15 protein-coding genes and 2 tRNA genes are annotated in these 20,865 nt (G+C 43.5%); 14 read left to right on the top strand and 3 right to left on the bottom strand.

Features of this window, described 5'->3' with window-relative positions:
* The first annotated feature begins 3 nt into the window (after positions 1-3).
* The 3 genes from ACJJI1_RS22320 to ACJJI1_RS22310 all read left to right on the top strand — a co-directional run bounded on the left by ACJJI1_RS22320 (position 4) and on the right by ACJJI1_RS22310 (position 2,845).
* Positions 4-873, top strand: a complete 870-nt coding sequence (locus tag ACJJI1_RS22320; protein ID WP_444958069.1) for an RbmA family biofilm matrix protein — start codon at positions 4-6, stop codon at positions 871-873.
* A gap of 152 nt (positions 874-1,025) precedes the next feature.
* Positions 1,026-1,880 (top strand): RbmA family biofilm matrix protein, encoded by an 855-nt coding sequence (locus ACJJI1_RS22315; RefSeq protein WP_444959413.1) that lies wholly within the window; start codon positions 1,026-1,028, stop codon positions 1,878-1,880.
* Between the two features lie 95 nt (positions 1,881-1,975).
* Positions 1,976-2,845: an RbmA family biofilm matrix protein gene (locus ACJJI1_RS22310; protein ID WP_444958068.1), complete on the top strand. Its 870-nt coding sequence runs from the start codon at positions 1,976-1,978 to the stop codon at positions 2,843-2,845.
* A 1,596-nt stretch (positions 2,846-4,441) separates the two neighbouring features.
* Here the strand turns inward: ACJJI1_RS22310 and ACJJI1_RS22305 are convergent.
* Positions 4,442-4,720: a hypothetical protein gene (locus ACJJI1_RS22305; protein ID WP_444958067.1), complete on the bottom strand. Its 279-nt coding sequence runs from the start codon at positions 4,718-4,720 to the stop codon at positions 4,442-4,444.
* Positions 4,721-5,530: 810 nt separating this feature from the next.
* Between ACJJI1_RS22305 and ACJJI1_RS22300 the strand changes: the two genes are divergently transcribed.
* Positions 5,531-6,361 carry a glycerophosphodiester phosphodiesterase family protein gene (locus tag ACJJI1_RS22300; RefSeq protein ID WP_444958066.1) on the top strand — a complete coding sequence of 277 codons (831 nt, stop codon included), beginning with the start codon at positions 5,531-5,533 and terminating at the stop codon, positions 6,359-6,361.
* A gap of 146 nt (positions 6,362-6,507) precedes the next feature.
* Here ACJJI1_RS22300 and ACJJI1_RS22295 read toward each other — a convergent pair whose 3' ends face one another.
* Positions 6,508-6,633: a hypothetical protein gene (locus tag ACJJI1_RS22295; protein WP_444958065.1), complete on the bottom strand. Its 126-nt coding sequence runs from the start codon at positions 6,631-6,633 to the stop codon at positions 6,508-6,510.
* Between the two features lie 1,177 nt (positions 6,634-7,810).
* On the opposite strand from ACJJI1_RS22295, the gene ACJJI1_RS22290 reads away from it, so the two are divergent.
* Positions 7,811-8,155, top strand: a complete 345-nt coding sequence (locus tag ACJJI1_RS22290) for a universal stress protein (protein ID WP_444959412.1) — start codon at positions 7,811-7,813, stop codon at positions 8,153-8,155.
* 114 nt (positions 8,156-8,269) lie between these two features.
* Here ACJJI1_RS22290 and nhaA read toward each other — a convergent pair whose 3' ends face one another.
* Positions 8,270-9,709 (bottom strand): Na+/H+ antiporter NhaA, encoded by a 1,440-nt coding sequence (gene nhaA, locus ACJJI1_RS22285; RefSeq protein WP_444958064.1) that lies wholly within the window; start codon positions 9,707-9,709, stop codon positions 8,270-8,272.
* 1,032 nt (positions 9,710-10,741) lie between these two features.
* On the opposite strand from nhaA, the gene cysC reads away from it, so the two are divergent.
* The 9 genes from cysC (at position 10,742) to ACJJI1_RS22240 (ending at position 20,853) form a co-directional block, all read left to right on the top strand.
* Positions 10,742-11,371, top strand: coding sequence for an adenylyl-sulfate kinase (cysC, locus tag ACJJI1_RS22280; RefSeq protein ID WP_444958063.1), 630 nt, complete (start codon positions 10,742-10,744; stop codon positions 11,369-11,371).
* 195 nt (positions 11,372-11,566) lie between these two features.
* The gene (locus ACJJI1_RS22275; protein ID WP_444958062.1) at positions 11,567-13,933 is read left to right on the top strand and encodes a DUF6351 family protein; all 2,367 of its coding nucleotides are present in this window, start codon (positions 11,567-11,569) and stop codon (positions 13,931-13,933) included.
* A gap of 100 nt (positions 13,934-14,033) precedes the next feature.
* Positions 14,034-14,109, top strand: a tRNA-Val gene (locus ACJJI1_RS22270).
* A 27-nt stretch (positions 14,110-14,136) separates the two neighbouring features.
* A tRNA-Asp gene (locus ACJJI1_RS22265) sits at positions 14,137-14,213 on the top strand.
* A 724-nt stretch (positions 14,214-14,937) separates the two neighbouring features.
* Positions 14,938-15,924, top strand: coding sequence for a 1-aminocyclopropane-1-carboxylate deaminase/D-cysteine desulfhydrase (locus ACJJI1_RS22260; protein ID WP_444958061.1), 987 nt, complete (start codon positions 14,938-14,940; stop codon positions 15,922-15,924).
* Between the two features lie 168 nt (positions 15,925-16,092).
* Entirely contained in the window at positions 16,093-16,962 is an 870-nt protein-coding gene (locus tag ACJJI1_RS22255) for an NAD(+) kinase (protein WP_444958060.1), read from the top strand.
* Positions 16,963-17,003: 41 nt separating this feature from the next.
* A complete protein-coding gene (locus ACJJI1_RS22250) occupies positions 17,004-17,396 on the top strand; it encodes an FAD synthase family protein (protein WP_444958059.1) in 393 nt (130 codons plus the stop codon).
* A gap of 151 nt (positions 17,397-17,547) precedes the next feature.
* Entirely contained in the window at positions 17,548-19,971 is a 2,424-nt protein-coding gene (locus ACJJI1_RS22245) for a CDP-glycerol glycerophosphotransferase family protein (RefSeq protein ID WP_444958058.1), read from the top strand.
* A gap of 168 nt (positions 19,972-20,139) precedes the next feature.
* Entirely contained in the window at positions 20,140-20,853 is a 714-nt protein-coding gene (locus tag ACJJI1_RS22240; protein WP_444958057.1) for a sulfotransferase family 2 domain-containing protein, read from the top strand.
* The last annotated feature ends 12 nt before the right edge of the window (positions 20,854-20,865 follow it).

The following is a 20,865-nucleotide window of genomic DNA, read 5'->3' as shown; positions in this document are numbered from 1 at the left end:
ATTTTGAAGAAGTTAACTAATAAATACTCCCATTGCGGGGCTGTATTGAAAAATTCTATCGGTGGTATCACTTTAATCTGCGCATCGGCACTGGCTCAGGCAGATACAATCAGCACAAAAATAGATCTAGGTGAGCCGTTCCCTTTCAGGATGGAAGATGGAATTGAGTACGAGGTAGATTTGGATGTTGGCTATCGATTCGATAGCATTGAAGAAGTTTGTATTAAAACTGAAGTTAAAGAAGGCTTTGCCTCTGCGGCATTCTATCGTGTGGCAAGTGAACCTGTTCCTGGCTCTGAAAGTGTACAGTTATCGTTTGGAACGCCCATGGTTTATTTTGTCGATGCTCCAACTCCAGAAAATCCCGATCCGCTTCCACGGATGAAAAATATCAGCTTCTGTGCAGGTGAAAACAGTATCTTGGCGAGTAACTTTCTTGATGGAGAAGGTAAATTTACGTTCTTTGTGTCCGGTGGTTATGTAGATTTTTGGGACTTTGAGCTGGTTATTGAAGGTAATCCTTCTGATGCTCAGCTGGCGATCGTGCTTGATGAATCTGCCGATTTTTCAGTTCCTTCCTACGGAGGAAGAGTCAATTATGATGCGAGTATTCGTAATTTAGACTCTTCGAAATCATTGGTTACATTTGAGCAATGGAGCGTACTCACTCTTCCCAACGGGGATAAGTATCCCATCCATAAGTCACGGGATGTGGTATTAAATTATTCTGAGGCGAAAGATTACACTCGAAATTACCTAAACATACCTGCTTGGTTCGAAGCTGGAGATTATGAGCTAATTTGGTATGTCACCGATCCAAGCACTGGGGTTCGGGTGAAAGATAGCCTGTATTTCACTAAAAGTGCCGATTAAGCCTTAAGCTCCCGGCAGGCTGGGGTGCTTATGTGTCCCAGTTGTCCCTATATAGCTACGGGCTTTGCACTATTAGGGCTGAATTTAAAAAAAACTGTCTGAAGTATTGTTGTGCCTCTCAATGTATCTAATGGAATGTGATTTTGAAAAAAATGAATGCAAGCTGCACTCTGCACAAGGCTGTGTTGAAAAAATCTATCGCTGGTGTCACCTTAGTATGTGCATCGGCATTGATTCAAGCAGACACGATAAGTACTAAAATAGATCTAGGTGAACCATACCCCTTTAAGATGGAGAGTGGATTTGATTACGAGGTGGAGTTAGATATCGGCTATAAGTTCGATTCTATCGAGAAAATTTGTATCAACACTGAGCCTAAAGATGGTGATGCCTCATTTGCAGGCTATGGGTTTAGAAGTGAAACAGTCGGGCCTGACGGTTTCTTTAACGAATTTATGAAAATGTCGATGCTAACCGACCTTCCAACACCAGAAAACCCTGATCCAGTACCCCAAATTGGAGATATCGATTTTTGTGAAAATGGGGATAGTTTTTTTGCAAATAACTTCCTTGATGGGGAGGGTCAGTTTAGACTCTTTGTATCTGGTGGTTTTGTAGAGTTCTGGGATATTGAACTGGTTGTTGAGGGTGATGTCTCCGACATTCAGTTGGCGATTGATATTGACGAACCTACTGAGTTCACAGTTCCTTCCTATGGGGGGAGAGTCAATTATGATGCAAGTATTCGTAATTTAGACTCTACGCAGTCATTGGTTACGTTCGAGCAGTGGAGTGTACTCAAGTTTCCCAACGGAGATAGTTACCCCATTCATAATTCAAGGGATGTGGTGTTAAATTATTCTGAGGGGAAAGATTACACTAGAAATTATCTAAACATACCTGCTTGGTTCGAAGCTGGAGATTATGAGCTAATTTGGTATGTCACTGATCCAAGCACTAGGAATAGAGTGAAAGATAGCCTGTATTTTATAAAGAGCGCTGACTAAATTTAGGCTGCTGGTAGGTCGAGCCGCTCTCGTATCTTAACCGTTCAATTAATAAGGGTTGTTGTACCCCATAATATATGTAATGGACTGTAACTTTGAAGAAGCTGACTATAAATCAACCTCTACACAGGGCTGTGTTGAAAAATTTTATCGCTAGTATCACCTTCATCTGGGTATCGCCATTGGTTCAGGCGGATACGATTACTACAAGTATAGACTTGGCTGAGCTGTACCCCTTCATAATGGAAGATAGAGTTAAATATCACGTAGATGTAGATATTGGTTATCAATTCGATAGTATTGAAAGGGTCTGTATTAATGCTGAGGTTAAAGATGGAAATGCGAGTTCAGCGCATTCTGTGGTGGAAAATGAATTTGTAGATCCCCCTAGGAGAGACGCGCAATTATATCCGGCGTTTCTGATTTATGACGACATTTTGCCAACTCCGGAAAATCCCAATCCTATTCCTCAGTTGCAAAATTTTAGCATCTGTGCAGAAGGAAATGCTTTGTTGCTAAAGAACCTTCTTGATGGAGAAAGTGAAATCGAGCTCGGTGTACTGGCTGGCTATGTAGAGTTCTGGGGCATTGAGCTAGTAGTTGAGGGAGACGTTTCTGATATTCAGTTGGCGATTGATATTGACGAACCTACTGAGTTCACAGTTCCTTCCTATGGTGGGAGAGTCAATTATGATGCAAGTATTCGTAATTTAGACTCTACGCAGTCATTGGTTACGTTCGAGCAGTGGAGTGTACTCAAGTTCCCCAACGGAGATAGTTACCCCATTCATAATTCAAGGGAGGTGGTGTTAAATTATTCTGAGGCGAAAGATTACACTAGAAATTATCTAAACATACCTGCTTGGTTCGAAGCTGGAGATTATGAGCTAATTTGGTATATCACTGATCCAGGCACCGGTAGTCGAGTAAAAGATAGCCTGTATTTCACTAAAAGTGCAGACTAAGTTTTAAGCTGCCGGTAAGTTGGGATGCTTTCGTGTCCCAGCTATCCCTTTCGGATACCACAAGTTCGATCAGGGGCTCTATTCTTGGTGCCGAAGATACCCATGTGAAAGGGAAGATGCGGCAGGAACTTTGTTCTGTAGCCTGTACCTTTTAGTGGGGTCAACTGCTGGAGATCGGAATATGAACTCTGTGAAAATATACAGTCTTTGTGTGTGCCAAAACTTGAGGAGCTGAGTAACCACGGGGCTTAGAGCGGAGGTAAACTATCTTGCCTTTTGCACACGATAGGCGGTAACTATATGATAGTTAAATGGATTTAGGTTTGATTGTGGCTCCTTTGGTCGCGGGTTCGATCCCCGTCGGCCATCCCAGATTCGTCCTTGTTTATTAAGGACTTACAAAGTCACCTATACGAATTTTTTCGTTTCTGTTTCGGTGTGGCAATTTGGGCCTTAATCTATATTAATGCTTTGTTTCTCGGTATCCCGTTAAAAGATTCAAATATTAGTTAGGTGTGTATACTGGAGCCGATCATAGAGCTTTTGAGTATGATGGTAGGCAGTGAAGAGTAGCAGATAGAATTTGTTGTCAAGAGAGAGACTGGGAAGAAGCTCAACTGATCCTGCTCCCTTTTGTCATACGATATGAAGATTTATTATGGGTAGCTTGGAAGCAAGCTGGTTATCCAACTTCAGATAGAAATTTCTAATCGCTGTTCCTTTGTTGCTTTCGCTCCAAGGCCTGAACTTGTGGCTCGGTGAGGGTGAGTCCCTTCTCCATCTTAGCCCCAAGCTCTTTTAATCTCAGTTTGAAATCTTTTAGTCTGATCTTAGCCAAATGCTTCGAACGCCACGAGGACACACAAGTGAACCGCGTTTACGTAGTTCACTGATGACTCGAATCTGTCGATGGGTAGGCTCCTAGAGGAGGGCATAAGTCAAGGCTGTTTTTTTAACGGCTGTGTCAATATGGTTCTTACGGTTGGATACCCATCGATTATTCTCAAGATGGGCGTCTACGTCGCGAATTGAAACGGTTTCCAAGGTGTCTCTCGATACATTCTGAATCATACCAGCTTAGGATATATTTCCGAGTTCTTTTACTGGATTGAGCCTCTTTGATAATGCGATTATTAGTATGGATCATCGGGCTTATCTTTGGTTTTAGGTCTAGGTTCCTGCAGCAAAACCGGTAAACACTTCCTTTTCATAGGGTGTTTCAGATTAAGATTGAGCTAGTCCATGTAAGTGGTTTTTCATGAAGTTTCCGTTTCACCGAGATACACCTATGGACAGCGCAGTTTTACTATTAGCGCTATAAATTTTTGTAGACTGGGATACGCCTGTGTCGAAGCTACCCTTCCGAATCATATGAGTAGCTTTAAGATCGGAGTAATTTCTTCTTTATACTTGCTGCTATTAGTAATTTGGGGTAGAGATACCCGCAGAATTGATAGCGCACAGGTATTGTTGGAAAGTAAGAACCTCTTTATTCACTGAATAGCCACATAGGTATCTGCTATTCGATACTGCTAATAAATATGCGAGGGTTTGCGAGCCTGCTTTACGCGGGCTCACAAGCTGGCTGAATACTATTTAGCAAAACTTAGTTACAGCCTTCACCATTGATTTAGCAGATTGTTTCGGGCAGTCATTGATTTTACTCTCAACCACATTTTCATCGACAATATTAAAAATTCTTGCCTTATCAGTTCTCTTGTCGAATATCTGTGCCCAGTGAGTAAATGGGTCAGTTTTGGCAATCTGTTCTATTTCTTTATAGGCGTCCTCCTCATTGTGAAATGATCGCTTGAAGTCCTTTATTCCACCCATAAGTAGGTTATAAGTACCGGTAAATAATGCGTATCTTTCCATGGGATTCTCCAAATTTATAAATCTAGGCTTCGAGTCGGTAGCCTTGAGTAGTTGCTGTCGGCTAAATACGCCGAAGTGCCGTTGGCTAATTGCCTGGCTAGAAGTATGTTTTATCTTTTAAAAACCTACATGCTAACCATGCACTCTAATCTAACCCTTTTGTTTATGTATAGAAGATTAACCAGTATATGCTTTTGCATTTTGAGGAGGGTTTTTGTCGTGATCTGCAACATGTTTGTGCAAGAATAATAGGCCTAAATTCCTCTAGGCTTTATATTGTTCGATATATTTTTATTTTTGCTTGCCTGTATAGATGAAGGGGGAGGATTTTCAGGCCCTCTCGGCCGCTCTTAACCTTCCTTGCTTGATCTAAATGTTTTGTTTTAGCTTAAAGGATAGAATTTCCAACCCAGAAGCTTGATCGATATTTCCTTAATTGATAATGGAAGCTTTGTTTAGTTAATGAATTTGGTGGCGATATTTTCTAGATTTGTGCATTAGTGCTTAATATTTAAATGTATTATATTGCTTAAAATAGATGGGTGCATTTAGAGTGGGTTATCAATCAGATTTAAGTACTTTAATGGTTGATTCTTTGGTTGGGTATACGTGAACAAAAAGAGCCCTGAAGGCTGTAAGAGTTACTTTTGTATCTCTTATATAGTTTAAGTAGGTTAAATGAGTTAATTCGTGCTTTATATGTGTGAGAAATAGTATACCCAATACTATTTCTCTGTAGTATCTATTTTGGATTGGCTTTTGTTTGTGTCTGAGTAATAGCTCTTCTCTTAAAACATAGGAAACTTCTAAATGAACAACGTGCTCAAGATCGTTACTTGTCTGGTTTTATCTATGATGGCTTACAATAAGGTTTTGGCTATTGATATCCTTGCTCACAGAGGAGCTTCTGGTGAGTACCCTCAAAGTACCACCCTGGCTTTTGATATGGCATTGGAGCAGGGGGCAGATATTCTAGAGCTGGATATACATTTGTCGAAAGATCAGTTCATTATTATCAATCACGATGCAGACCTTAAAAAAAATGCAGGTGTCTCGGATAAAATAGAAGATTTGACTTTGGGAGAAATAAAAGCATTGGATGCTGGATATGAGTTTACCCTAGATAATGGTGATAGTTACCCATTCCGAAACCAAGGGCTCGTCCTCTTAACATTAAATGAACTATTTGAGCGCTATCCTGATGCCATATTTAACATTGAAATTAAACCAAATGATAAGGTCTTATCAGAAATACTATGGCAAGTAATTGTTGACTACAGAATGGAACAGCAAGTTACTGTGGCTAGCCAGTACAATAGGGCTATGGGGCATTTTCGTGATATCAGTGGGGGAAAGATTAGAACGAGTGCAACAATCGGTGAACTTATAGAGGCCAGTCTAGCCTGGAGTTCAGGCTTTGGATGGGCTTTCAGACCGGACTTTGAAGTTGCCCAACTGCCATACAGTATTACCACTAAGCCCTATGTTCGCTTTTTTCAGAGTAAAGGTGTGGCCGTCGATCTCTGGACAGTTAACGATACAGATGATATTGAGCGGAGTATATCCCTTGGTGTAGATGGGATTATTGGCGATTTCCCTGGGCGAGTTTATCAACTACTTGAGAGTGCTGGAGAACGGTAATTTTTCTAGATGTGGGTCAGAATTGCCGAGTACAAAAATTTTCTTGTAAAAGAATAGTGAGATTAGTGATAACTTGATAATTTCAACCTTAAAAAGTCAGTGCTTTATTGGCTTTTTAAGGTTCTAGGAGAAGGTAATATTGTTCTTTATGGGCAAAAGTAGGACGCAAAGAGTTTGTGTTTAGCCTGGAGACAGAAATCTACATACTTCATTGAGCCTCCCGAAGCTTCAGATTCAACAATTAGAGAGGGTTGGGAAAGGCCTAGCTGCAATCTATTCCGGCATACAAAAAGTGCTGTTGGGGAGGTGTGCTCTGATATCCACAGGCCTCCACCTTCTAATACTTACATTGCTAGTTGATAATTTGACCTTGGGTTTGCTGTATGCAATCCGTAGGTGAGGTTGCAATTGTTCCACCTTTAGAAGCTAGCGTTTCCTGCAGGCTGCTGTGTCAACCCCTAGAATTATCCCACTGACGATGACATTGTTTCTAGAAGTAATATGGCTGACCATTTTTTGAGCTATTTTCATTCCGTTTTTGTCGTATCTCTGGATCTAATTATTGCAATGCTAGGCTACTTAAGTAAGCTAATATTACCGCGTGCATATACAGTCGAGAGGGAATTGGGAGTGGCTTCTAGTCCATAGGGATATTTGCAACTACCACGTTGAATCTTTACTACTACCATTGTGCAAGCCAAAAGAGCCCCCTTTCTTTCTAGTAAATCTCATTAACGCGTAGACAGCTAACAAAAAGTCATAGCCGCCACACATGAGGCTTTCATGTCAGATTTCTTTCGGCCTTTGAGTGACACCGTGCTTTGTAATGCAAATCCTGTTGGAGAAACAATTGGCTTCTGAAATGAAGCTTTGTTTCGGGTGCAGGGCTGGGAATGTAATGTCATAGTTGCCTTAAGTTATACAGTAAGATCTATGGGCGAGACTTGTTGAAAGCGATAAGTTGACAGTTTAAAAATAACAGAAAGCCCTGTAATTGATATCTTCTGGTAATGGATTTTTTGTGCGATTGTCTTGTGTCAAAATAGGAGAGAACTAGGGCTGTAAATGAGATGTTAATAGGTATACATTTTTCTGAAGTTGATAGTTCTTTTATTGATATCATCTGCGCGGATAAAGATGTTCATCGTTTAGTATTAATTTTTTAGAGCTCGCAGGAGGTTTAGTCAAGAAAATGATAACTTCTGACCTCCTATGGCTGTTTGAGAGTTGTGCCATAATCGAGGCTTTAGTCCATTCGGGTTGAATAGATAATAGGTGGTATTAGGTTGATTTTTTAATTTTCCCTCTTTGTGCTTCGAACTCTTTTCATTTAAGCTGTGGTGGAAGTGGTGCTCGATAAGTTCAGTTGTTATTAGTCAAATATACTGGAGGGGGAATATGTACAATACTATCCTTTGCGCTATAGAAGCGTCTCAAGAAGGGAGGCATGTGTTGTCTAAAGCGGTAGAATTATCTAAGAAATTTGATAGCAAGCTAGTAGTTTTAAATGTACTGCCTTATAGCTTCCTGCCCAAGGATTATCAAAAAGAGCTGAAAGAGAGTGCAATTCCGAAGTTTGAGGAGATTACGGAAGACTTTGGGGTTAGCAAGAGAAATCGGGCCCTTAAAGTGGGAAAGCCTTATGAGGTTATCTGTAAGGAAGCTGAAAAAAGGAAGGTGGATCTGATAGTTCTGGGAACTCACTCCAAGAAAGGTTTGAGTTCCCTGATTGGTTCTACCGCTAATAGCATAGTGAACTATGCACATTGTGATGTAACTTTGGTTCGAATCTAAATTATAGGGACATAGTTGACTCAAAGTTTGCCTTCTATTCGTTCCTTATTCGTGATGACGCTTTTTGCAGGCCGGGCAACCGGAGTTTGCCCGGCCTACTTTGAATGTTGCTGTTTAGTTGGACGTAGCTTGGGCCGGGTAATCTGACTCCTCGCTTTTGGCTTCATTGGCTTCATTGTCTTCTGAGGCGGGAGCATTACGCAGCACCAAAAAGCCAGCTGTCCCAGCGATAACCGATGCAAGCAGAATGCCGGCTTTCGCCTGAATAAGCAGTTCATTTTGTGAGCTAAATGCTAGTTCTGCGATAAAAATGGACATGGTGAACCCAATACCTGCGAGCAATGCTACACCGACAATATGTTGGAAATTCGCCGCTTTGGGTAATTGGCCCCAGCCTAGCTTCCAACCTACCCAAGTGGCCCCTACAATCCCAAGTAACTTACCGACCACCAAGCCAAAGATAACCCCGAGAGTTACCGGGTTGAGTACTGCTTCGGAGCTGCTGAAGCTGTCGACCGGAATTCCCGCGTTAGCTAGTGCAAAGATGGGTATCACTACAAACCCGACCGGTATGTGTAGGCGAGTCTCCATGCGTTGTAGCGGAGATTGGGCTAAGTTCACGCCATTACCCAAGCCCATTACGCGAGCTCGTAAATCATCGTTAGCGATAATCTTGTCACCTGGGCGGAAGCAGCGGTCAAAGCTGCGAATGATATCTTTTACGAAGGTGCTAAATGCTACAGGATCGTATTTTGGCTTGGCAGGTAATGCCATAGCGGTAATGACACCAGCGAGAGTAGCGTGGACACCGGCTGAGTGAAGTCCGTACCACAATAGACCTCCAACAAAGACATAGGCTGCGGATCGGCGAATACCCGCAGCATTGAGCAGCCCGAGCACTACAACCAGGCCACCTGATGCGATGAGCGCTGTCATGTTTACTTGCTCTGTGTACCAGATGGCAATAACGAGAATTGCCCCTAAGTCATCTACGATCGCCAGTGCGACCAAAAAGGTCACTACTGCTCGTGGTACACGGTTGCCTAGTAGTGCAATACAGCCTACCGCAAAGGCAATGTCTGTTGCCATCGGGATACCCCAGCCTGGACCGGCTTCGGTACCTAAATTAAGGGAGCTGTATAGTAGGGCGGGCACCACCATGCCGCCGATAGCGGCCATCACAGGTAGTACTGCCTGGCGGAGATCTGAGAGTTCTCCCACAAGAAACTCTCGTTTTAATTCCAAGCCGACTAGAAAGAAAAAGATGGCCATTAGGCCGTCATTGATCCAGTGATGTAGGGAAAGGGAAAATGTCCAGTCTCCTGCACCTATCGCAATAGGCATATGAAGTAGGTGCTTGTAAGCCTCTTGCAAGGGAGAGTTAGCAACAATCAAAGCGATAAGCGCAGAGAGCATTAGTAATATACCACTGCTGCTTTGACGATGAATAAATTCCTCAAAAGGAGTAACCAGGCGACCAAATGCCTCTTCTAGCGGGGCTTCAAAAATTTTTCCTTTGCGAATTTTAAATCTATTTAAAACCCCTTTACTCATCGTTGAGCATCCTCCTTTACTGGCTATAAACCCTAAGAAATATAGGGCTGTTTTTTCTCAATTCCGGTTCACAGATTACCATGGAACTTGTATTTTTAACTAGATTAAAGCGCGTCACTCGGTAGCCGGCCGCAAATATGATGAATGAGAAAACCTGCGCAGTTGTCGGGGGGTTATTTGCTTCGTGTGAGAAAGTTGAGAGTATCGATGATTTGAAATTAAATGACGCTTTTTATCGGCAGGTGACAAGAGCAAGTCTAAGCTCATGCAATTTTATTGTATTCGGGTTGTAAGGAATAATAGTTTTTTGTGTTAACTGTAATAATCAATTGTCTATGGATTTGAATGGTCTACTTTAGTTTGCTTAGCTAGTCCAATAGGGTAGCGATGCTCCTAAGTTTCTTTGCTTGAGGTCAAGGAGAGTAGCATTGCATAGGAGCCTCCTTGCCAAATTTTCCTACCTGTTTTTGGCTTCTCAGCTGATGATGATTCAACGGCATATTGTTCATTGGAGCGAGTAAAAGGAGCTGACGGAAGGAGCTTACATCTCCGGTGAGAATTTATAGATTTATAAAATATGTAGATGGGTATTGGTTCCGAGCGTTTGTGACTAGTGATACTTCTTGCTTCATTCTTTATTTCACTCAATAGCTAATAGAAGTACCTAGTTACAGATAGATTAGTGTAACACCCTGATGTCTGACTCAGCCTTTGCGTAACGAAGGGATGGTAGTGGCAGAATGGTTAAAATGATGCTGCCTGCAGTAGTACCACTGGAGCAGATTCCAAGCAAAAAAGTCCTGTCTATAGCGTTATTTTGCCCATTCTGCCCCGCTATTAGAACAATGCCACTTTGCTGCTTATGCACTCAAGACTTTGAGTTGAATAGACACGTTATAACAGAGGGCTTTACGCTTACCGCCCAAATACTCGATAATTAGCGCCCATATCACAGGCAGGCATTGGCACAAAGTGCAATGAAATGCTTGACACCTGTGACACTAGGATTGTATTCAAGACTTGGAGTAATCAGTGACAGCTACAGTTGAGCAAAAAGCGACCAATGTCCATTGGCATGAGGGTGATGTGACCCGCGAAAACCGGGCGAGTATCCTCGGCCACAAAGGCGTGACCCTATGGTTCACCGGCCTTTCGGGCTCTGGTAAGAGCACTGTGGCTGTTGCCGTAGAGAAGGCTCTGGCTGCTCGTGGCGTGCTCAGTTACCGTTTGGATGGCGATAACATCCGCTTGGGCATCAATTCTAACCTTGGCTTCTCAGCTGAGGACCGCCAGGAAAATATCCGACGTGTAGGCGAAATTTCCAAGTTGTTTGCGGATACTGGCGTGGTTGTTTTATCCAGTTTTATCAGTCCGTACCGTGAAGATCGTGATTTAGTAAGAAAGATGCATGAAGCAGGTGATCTTCCGTATATGGAAGTTTTCGTAGACTGCCCACTGAAAGAGGCTGAGGCACGCGACCCCAAAGGCTTGTATAAGAAAGCTCGTGCAGGTGAGATCAAAGGTTTTACTGGTATTGATGATCCCTATGAGGCACCTGTTTCACCAGAATTGCACCTGAATACTGCTGAAATGATTCTTGAAGAGGAAGTAGAAGTGATTCTCTCCACTCTTCAGGAGAAAGGCATTATCGCTAAAGACTAGGCGGTACTGCTTTCGAAAGGGGGATCACTAGATCCCCTTTTTTTGTTTTTGTCCTAAAGATATTTGCGCTTCTGCGCACCGCTCTACAAGTCCTGCCTCTCTTTAAGTCTTCCTTGGCGCCAACTGCCAGTAGCCTGGGACATCCGTTCATATACTCAAGCTGTACAGAAAGTGATGTTTCCTGTGGAGGCGCTTATGTCCGTTAGGAGAGGCTGGATACTCTCTATTTTGCTCTTGGTGCTAGTGGGCCTGGGGGCAGCAGCTTGGTATGGGTATAACCAGCTGCCAAAAGTCCACGGGAGCGTAGATGCTCCGGTGTTGAAGGTTCCTGAAGGGGTGCTGGACTATCAACCTGCGCCAGCTTATTCCGGCCCTCACCCCCGAATGATGTCCCGCCCGCCTGAATATTTCCCATTTCCTATTGGCTTGGGAGAAGTCGGGCCTGTAGAGACTCTATTCAGTGGCCCAGCCAGGTACCCTCTATATTGCGGGAAAAACAATATTACAAATAAGCAGCCCCTGGTAGACAACCAGGATGGTGAAGGGGTGCCTATCTTTGCTCTAAATGATAAGGGCAGGAAGACAAAAGAGGTTATTGGGTATAGCCGGGATTGCAGTCACGCTACAGAGGTTACCTATTTTTACCGTAGTACCACTGATGGCCAGTTTCACTATCTGCATGAGGCCAGAAATGATATCGATAAGGTGACGGTAAACGGGAAGCAGGTAGATTTTATTGTTCGTGTAGAGACAGGCACGATCAACCGTCACTTTTATGCAATAGCAGTATTAAGGGGAGAGGGTGAGTCTGCAGGTGGGCCAAGTGGTAGTAACTGGAATAAGCGGCTGATCTATCAGTTTCGTGGTGGCGTAGGCATTGGAGGGCGCCAGGGAAAAATCAACAAAGGAGATATCACCACGCGGCGAATGGATGAGCTTGCGCGCGGTTATGCGATTGTCTATTCGACCGCCAATCAGACTAGAAACCACTACAACATGTGGCTGGCAGAAGACACTGCTCGTAGGGTGAAAAAGCAATTTGTATCGTTATACGGGGATCCAATGTACACCGTTGGCATTGGGGGGTCAGGTGGAGCGATCCAGCAGTATCTATTTGCGCAGAATGCTCCGGGCGTCTTAGATGCCGCTATCCCCTTGTATTCCTACCCAGATATGGTGTCCCAAACAATCTATGCCTTCGACTGTGAGCCACTGGAGTACTTCTTTGACATTGTGGATAGGCAGAATCAACGCTGGAAAAAAGCAGAGGAGCGCACGGTTATCCAGGGGTTAGCTGCCAGTGAGAATGGTTCAAGTAAATTTGGAGTGTTGAGCTTTTTTGCTGGGATTTTTGATAGTCGCTACCGAGATAGGATGCAGGGAACCACTGAATGCGTCGAAGGGTGGCGAGGCTTAGTACCGTTGGTTAATAACCCTAACTTTGTTCACTTTGCTAAGAGTTTCGCTGCTGAGGTTGTCCCAAAAGTGCATTGGACGCACTGGGAGGACCTTCGCCAATTTTATGGTGCAAACGCATCAGGGTACGCAAATAGTTCTTGGGACAATGAGGGGGTGCAGTACGGCCTGAAAGCCCTGGTGAACGGCGAAATCAATATAGATACATTTTTACGTGTCAATGCTGCTGTAGGTGGCTGGAAAGCACCAGAAGACCAGAGCCAAGAGCAGTTGTGGTTTATGAATGGGAATATGTTTCCGGTTCGCTTGTCCCTTTGGAGTGAGCAAAATCTCAATATGGGAACCCTCCAAAAGCCGGCGAAGCGCAGTCGCGCAAGTCTGGAGGCTATTAATGGAATATATCGTTCCGGGCACGTTTTCCTGGGGGATGTAGAGATCCCCATTATTGATTTGCGGCACTACCTCGATAAAGAGCCTGATATGCACCACAGCTCAGCCTCTTTTTCCGCACGCGAGCGTATTCGGCGTGCCCGTGGACATGCGGAGAACCAACTGATTTGGATGAGTGACAAAGGCTACAACCCATTGCATGAGGCGCTGGATTTAGTCGACCGTTGGATGCAGAACATCATAGAAAACCCAGGTAAAGGTGTAGTGGAAAACCGCCCGGATGATGCCAATGACCGATGCTTCGACAAAGAAGGAAATTTACTTGCGTCTGGAGATAAGGTTTGGGATGGCCCCTGGAATAGCCAAGCTCCCGGGAAGTGTATGAGGGTATACCCAATTCATAGTACATCAAGGCAGGTGGCGGGGGCACCGGTGACCGATGATGTCTTTAAGTGCGCTCTACAGCCGGTTGAGCGGGCGTTGGCGAAGGGGATCTACGGTCCATTCACTGAGGAAATTTCCAGTCGTGTGGCAGATCTAAAGAAAATATTTCCTACCGGTGTGTGTAATTACAACGAGCAAGACTTGGCCCGCCCCAAAGAGCAGCTGATACCGAGGGGGATCCCAGTGAAGATAGCTGGGCATCTGCTAGACCCAGACTATCGGCAGGGTAAGGTCTTGCAGGGAGCAAGTACTGAAGAGGCTGAAATGAGGGGGGTTCCTGTCTCTTTACCAGACGAATCGGATGGAAATTGATCGGACGTGATTATTTGGCGTGAAAATTGTTGACAGGAATCTACAGTCGGGTAATATGCGCCTCGCTCAAGGGGGCACGGCCCCTATAGCAAAGAGCACCGGGTGGTTAGCTCAGTTGGGAGAGCGACGGCCTTACAAGCCGTAGGTCACAGGTTCGACCCCTGTACCACCCACCAACTTCCATAGAGGAAGTTTACTACCGAGGACCGGTAGTTCAGTTGGTTAGAATGCCGGCCTGTCACGCCGGAGGTCGCGGGTTCGAGTCCCGTCCGGTCCGCCAGATACAAAAAAGCCCTCACATGTGAGGGCTTTTTTGTATCTGGTTGTTTTTTATTGGATCTTGCGGTTCTTTTAGAGTGGATTAACCTAAGGCCCTTTTCAATTCCCGTTGGCAAACCCGTCATTTAGCCGTTAGTTTTTTCGTCGACCTCGGGCAACTCTTAGATCTTTTATAGTTTAAACCTTGCTGTTTGCGTGGTGGGTAGCTCTGGTTTCACCTCCTCATCATAGGTTGTAATGAGGCTGTTGCCTAATGGGCTAATGTGCTAGACGGCTGCCTCAAGTAAACTTGTGTGTCATGACACATTTTTCTGATGTTTGTTCAGGTAGATTGTGTTATTTATTGATTTGGTAGGCCCCGCTTAGAAAAAATATAGTGGGTGCTAATCTCTGGATCGGAAGGCGGACTAGAACCTGCTGAGGGTCTTTTACATCCATTGCGACTGAGTTTTCTAATTTAAGGGTTCTTATTAAATCGTATTTTTCCTGATTTTCTCGCCCTGTAGCCCTTATGATCCAGCGATTGCGGGTATAAATAGACTCTTAATATAGGTGTCTTCAAGACGTACTGTTATTTGATAGAAGCTTGAAGTTATAGCTTAGGGAGAAGCGGGGGGTGTATGGTCGGCATTTATCTGTATTACCCTATGAAGGTTGTTTGCTCAGAGTCTAATGAGTATATGAGTTAAGTTGGAATAAATGTTGTCGAGTATTTGTAGGAAGTGATGTCCGGGTACATTGGTTGTGTGGAAGTTGATGCTTTTGCGATGCTAGCCTTAAAAGTTCCTTATCAGCGGGTCGCTAGTGTTTTTTTTCCAGGTATCGATCTATGGGTGCGCCGAGATGATCTACTTGACCCCCTAATTTCTGGGAATAAGGCTTATAAGCTAATTCCGAACTTGGCAGAAGCCGGGCGGCGGGGGTTAAATCATGTCGTTACTTGTGGTGGTGCTTGGTCGAATCATATTCATGCAACAGCAGCAGCTGGGGCGCGCTTTGGTGTTAATGTGGTCGGAATTATTCGGGGTGAGCGTTCGGATAGTTTGAGCGCCACCTTGGAAGATGCCCGGCGCTTCGGGATGGATTTATGTTTTGTAAGTCGGGATCAATATCGGCGGCGAAAGTTGCCATGTTTTTTAGATGAGGTAGGTATTGATGTAAATAAAACATTATTCGTTCCTGAGGGTGGCGCAAACATATGGGGGGTTCATGGTGGGAGACTACTAGGGAGAGTCGTTAACCAAAGCTCTCCTGTTAAATTCGATCAAGTTTGGACTGCTTGTGGTACTGGCACCACCTTTTCAGGGTTGGCCGCCGGCCTTCAAGAGGGGCTTCTGGTCGGCGTTGAAGTACTGAAGGCGGGAACAAGCATATCAACCGATTTTTCGAGGTGGCAGTGTCAAATGGGGAGAGCAGCGGATGCTGCAGTAAGGGGGGGAGGGCGTGAGCTTAGAAATTTTGAGTGTTCTGGTGTGGCTAGGTCTACATTGTTAAATGGATTCCATTGTGGTGGTTACGCCAAGCGTCCAGAATATCTCCAAAAATTTCAGTCTGATATGGAAAAAGAGACGGGACTACCTCTTGACCCGATTTATACAAGCAAGTTGTTTCTGGCGCTATCTCAGTGTGTGATGAAGGGGTGGGTCCCCAGGGGCAGTAAAGTGCTCGTACTTCACTCTGGCGGGCTTCAGGGAAGGCGTGGATATCCTTGAAGTCAACCTTCCTTTTTGACTTCCCTCTGCACCAAGTGGTCACAAATCTGTCGTGAATTCGACTCAGTTGCTGCTGTCCGGCATAATAGCAGGCTTTACAAGTAGTGCTGGACGCGGTTCGGTTGCTGCCATGCGGAGATGTTGCAGTCAGTGTGATGCGGGGGAGATGTGTCAGAGTTTCAAAATATTGGACTAATTGGTCGAACAGAGAGCGAGAGCGCAGTTGTCTCACTGAAGCGCTTGATGGCTTTTCTTGAAAATGAAGGCTATGTAGTCATTTTGGAGGAGGATACAGCTGCCTCTGTGTCAAACCACAATATGCAGGTTTCAGCCAAAAGCAGACTTGGGGAGCTTTGTGATCTTGTAATTGTGGTAGGTGGGGATGGGAGCCTCTTGGCGGCCGCACGAGCTTTAGCCAGATATAGCGTTCCAGTTTTGGGGATTAATAGGGGGCGTTTAGGGTTTCTCACTGATATTACACCTGATCAAGTAGAGCAGAAGGTTGGTGAGGTTTTGGTCGGTAAGTATATGGCCGAAAGTCGATTCTTACTGGATATGTCTGTTACTCGCGATGGGCGGCCTATAGGGCATGGGTCAGCGCTAAACGATGTAGTACTACATCCGGGCGAGTTTATAAGAATGATCGAATTCGATCTTTATGTTGATGGGCAATTTGTATATACCCAGCGATCGGATGGCTTGATTATTTCTACGCCGACAGGCTCTACAGCGTATGCGCTATCCGGCGGCGGTCCGATAATGCACCCCAAATTAGACGCGATCGTTTTGGTTCCGTTGAACCCTCACACTCTTAGCAGCAGGCCGATTGTTGTCGAAGGGAGCAGTGAATTTAAACTTGTAATAGGTCACTCCAATATTGCAAAACCACATGTGACCTGTGATGGTCATGAGCAAGTTATTACTGCACCGGGAGATATCATCCGAATCCATAAGAAACCCCACCGGCTTACACTAATTCACCCAATAGATCATAACTTTTATGAAACATGTCGCTCCAAATTGGGCTGGGCAGAATAGAAAGTTAAACTTTAAAACAAATTATTAGATGAGTGGTCAGAATGAGAGTTATTACATTTGGAACCTTTGATGTTTTTCATATTGGTCATGTGAATATATTAGAGCGGGCTAAGGAAATGGGGAATTATCTGATAGTGGGTGTTTCTTCGGATGCTTTAAATATTAGCAAGAAGGGGCGTCCCCCTATTTATAGTCAAGAAGATCGATTGAAGATAGTCGAATCCCTACATTGTGTCGATGAGGTTTTTATTGAAGAATCTTTGGATTTAAAGGGACAATATATAAATACTTATGAGGCGGACATTCTTGTTATGGGGGATGATTGGAAAGGGAAATTTGATCAATTTTCCAGTATCTGCTCTGTAAAATATTTCCCAAGGACAGAAGGTATTTCGACGACGGAAGTAATTAGTCAGGTAAAAGATTTAGCTTAATTTTAAGTGCTGGAAATATATGGTGACCATACACAAGGTTTAGATTTTTCTTTGATGTTAATTGAATTTAGATGGTAGTAAAGTAGTCATACTTATTGATCAAGGGTGGTGTCATTGACGCTTGTATGTATAACTTACTTTCTGTGGTGCTATGAGCAGTATGAAAATTTGTATATTTACTCTCAGCCTTAAACGGCAAGTTACAGGGATAGATAAGTTTGCGGTCGATTTATGTAGCGAGCTGAAGGTGCGAGGATATGAAGTTTTCTTTATTACCACACCGGGCAAGCTTGACAGCAAGTGTTTAGGTTTAGATGCATCTACAAGAGTATATAGTGTTCTAGAAAGTTACCGGAGTAGTAATGTTGCCAGGCTTCGTGACATTATTTGTCTGGAAAATCCAGATTTGGTTCTTCCCTTATTTAGTAATTCGATAGTTAGTATTTTTATATCCGCTCTTAAAGGGTTAGGGATTCCCCTTTTATTGTCAGAACATAATGATCCTGAGCATTATTTGAAGCAGTGGTGGTACTTAGGGTCCTCCTTGAGTGAGAAGGCGAATGGAAGGCTGGTCTGCTTTCACGCAGCAGATAAATTGCATGTATTGAACCCTGAATATGTAAAAGAGCTGCCGGGCTTCATTAGAGAGAAAGTAACTTGTATAGAGAACCCTTTACCTGCTGGATTTGAGCAAAATTTAGAGGGGTTGCCTAAAGCTAAAGTTGTAATTTCTATCGGAAGATTGGAGGAGGCATCAAAAGGACTCTCTTACCTTATTTTGGCATTTTCATTGCTCAAGTCAAAGCATAAGGATTGGCGGCTTTTTATATACGGAGATGGTCCTGATAGAAACTACTATAGGGAGCTAATAAAAAAAGAGGGTTTGCAAGAAACTGTACTTTTGATGGGTCTCACGGAGACCCCCGAAAAGGCTATGCGAGAAGGTCAGATCTTCTGTATCCCTTCGGTTTTTGAAGGTTGCCCTTTAACATTAATTGAGGCCAAGGCTATAGGCTTGCCTGCTATAGGCTTTTTTGATTGCCGCGCAATTCGAGGAATGATTGAACATGAGCGAGATGGACTTCTCGTCCAGCGTAGAGACCCAGAAAGCCTGGCCGCGTCTCTAGGGACCTTATTTGACAGCCCCGCTTACATTTCAAAGTTATCGAAAGGATCGCTAACAAGTAGTAACAGATATAATAGGAAGGATATCTTTGATAAGTGGGATAAGCTTATAAGGGAAACAGTTCGTAGCGCTCAAGATTCTGGTACGTGCCTTGATAGTACTAAAGACCTTACACAAAGAGAACAACTGGATTATCAACTGAGTCAGATAGCTTCAGATCAAGCCTTTTTATGGGGGGTCTCGCTTAAAAATCGTTATGCTAATAACTGGAAGTCTACCTTAGTAACATTGAGGCGTTACAGGCTCATTAAAGCGGTGAGGCTTTTGAATCGATGTAAGGCTATTGCTTGTTTTTTGATGCAATCATTCGGCAGCCGAGAGGCCACCTCTCGGCTTAAACAGATCGTGCGAGAAAAAATTTCTAGTGTGAAATGGGTGGCAATCCAAAAAATCGCTCAGCCCCTCCCAAGCGTGGATGTTGTTTTTATTGATGTTCCAGGTTTCAACGATATGAGGTCTGTTTTCGGGGGCGAGGTTGCTTCAAAATATTTTTTTGAAGATTCACCACTTGGCTTTATGGATAGCCTTCGAATCGCTAGAGCGAAAGTAATCGTGACTGCAGGAGGCGCAGCAAAATTAAACCTAAATAAGAGGGCAGCCCGTATCGAATTGTGGCATGCCAGTGGGGCCGTCAAGAAGTTTGCTGACCGCTCTTATGCTGGCGTCGATACAAATTATTATATTATTGCACCGTCACAGAACCAGAGAAAGCTATATGCCCAAAGTTTCGGTGTTGATCTAGCGCGCGTGTTCGCTTTGGGGGTCCCCAAAACGGACATATTGCTGCGCAAAGATAGTCAAAACTGCTTGAAGCATATCTTTTTCAAAAGCAATCCAGATTTGCAAGGAAAAAAGATATATGTGTTTGCGCCTACATTTAGGGGAGAGTGGCCGGCTGACGTCTATTATAATACTGCTTTGGATTTCAATAAGCTCTCGGATTTGCTGAGAGATGATGAGTGCTTTTTGGTAAAGTTGCACCCGTCATTAAATATGTATAGTGGGCAGCATAACATTAAATATATACATGAGAAAATAATAGATGCCAGCAGCATTTCTATCGATCAATTAATAGCAGCAGCTGATGTGGTGATTTCAGATTATTCTTCAATTATTTTTGATTGCATTTTGGCAAATAAGAAACTTGTTTTGTTTGCTGAGGATATAGATTACTTCGAACTAGAGCGAGGGTTTAGTTATGATTATAGGAATCAATTACCTTGCCAGCTTGTTGAACAGGCTGAGGCAAGCTTTTTCCTAGACGCCATAAGAGGGGCTGATATTAATAGCGAGGATTATGAGGAATTTAAGAAACTTTTTCTTACTCAGTGTGATGGTTTGGCTGTAAATAGAGTGAAAGGTTTGATAGATAGATTGTTGGCAGCATAAAAATAAGATGGGGTTTTGTTTGAGTATGCTTACATATCTATTTTCTATGTTTTTAATTAATTGATTTCGTTGCCAGAGGCTTATTTTTTATGAGTGTTCAGATTCGGCTAGGTAGGTCGATTTTGAAATCTAATAGTATTATTTGCTATCGTTTGTAGAGGTTAAAAAATGCCAATTTATTTCAAGGGCGACAAAGAACTATTGTTTATCCACATTCCTAAGTGTGGCGGCAGCACGATAGAAAAACACTTGCTTGAGGTGGCTTCTGGTGGGCACTTATTTAACCCTAGAAAGGGAGACCTCCCATGTTGTCCGCAGCATTTTCATGCTCCATTATTAAGAGTCTCCCTCAAGAGACCTAAAAACATGACAAGTTTTGCGGTTGTTAGGCATCCTTTAATGAGGGCTGTATCTGAATATTTCTGGCAGAACCGAAAGTGTATTTCCGAGGGGAAGGAACTGCCGGAGCCAAATAAAGCTATATGTGGTTTTTTTGATAAATACAAGCGTAATTCTTATGCCTGTGATAATCATATTCGTCCGCAAGTAGAGTTTTTGCTGGAGAAAACAAAAGTTTTTTATTTGGAGAAGGGTATGTCCGATGTTTTTAAGTTTGCCTACAAGGCACTAAATATATACTGGGATGATTCAGTCGGGGTTGAGGCGAAAAATAAATCTAAGCTTCAGCAGCTTACCTTAACGCGAGAGACGATAGAGTTGGTGCAGTCTTTTTATCAGATGGATTTTGAAGCTTTTGGGTATACGCCAGTTGCTATAAACAAGGATGAAATTCAGTTGTCAGAGCTTAAGAAAATTGTGGCTGAAAATTTAGATCTTGATACGCTGAAGTATGGCGAGAATTTTGTTGAAGAGTGTGCTTAATTTAGCTGCAGA

This window comes from Microbulbifer maximicatervae (SeqCode) (assembly GCF_052467065.1).
This window is presented reverse-complemented; position numbering and strand designations above follow the sequence as displayed.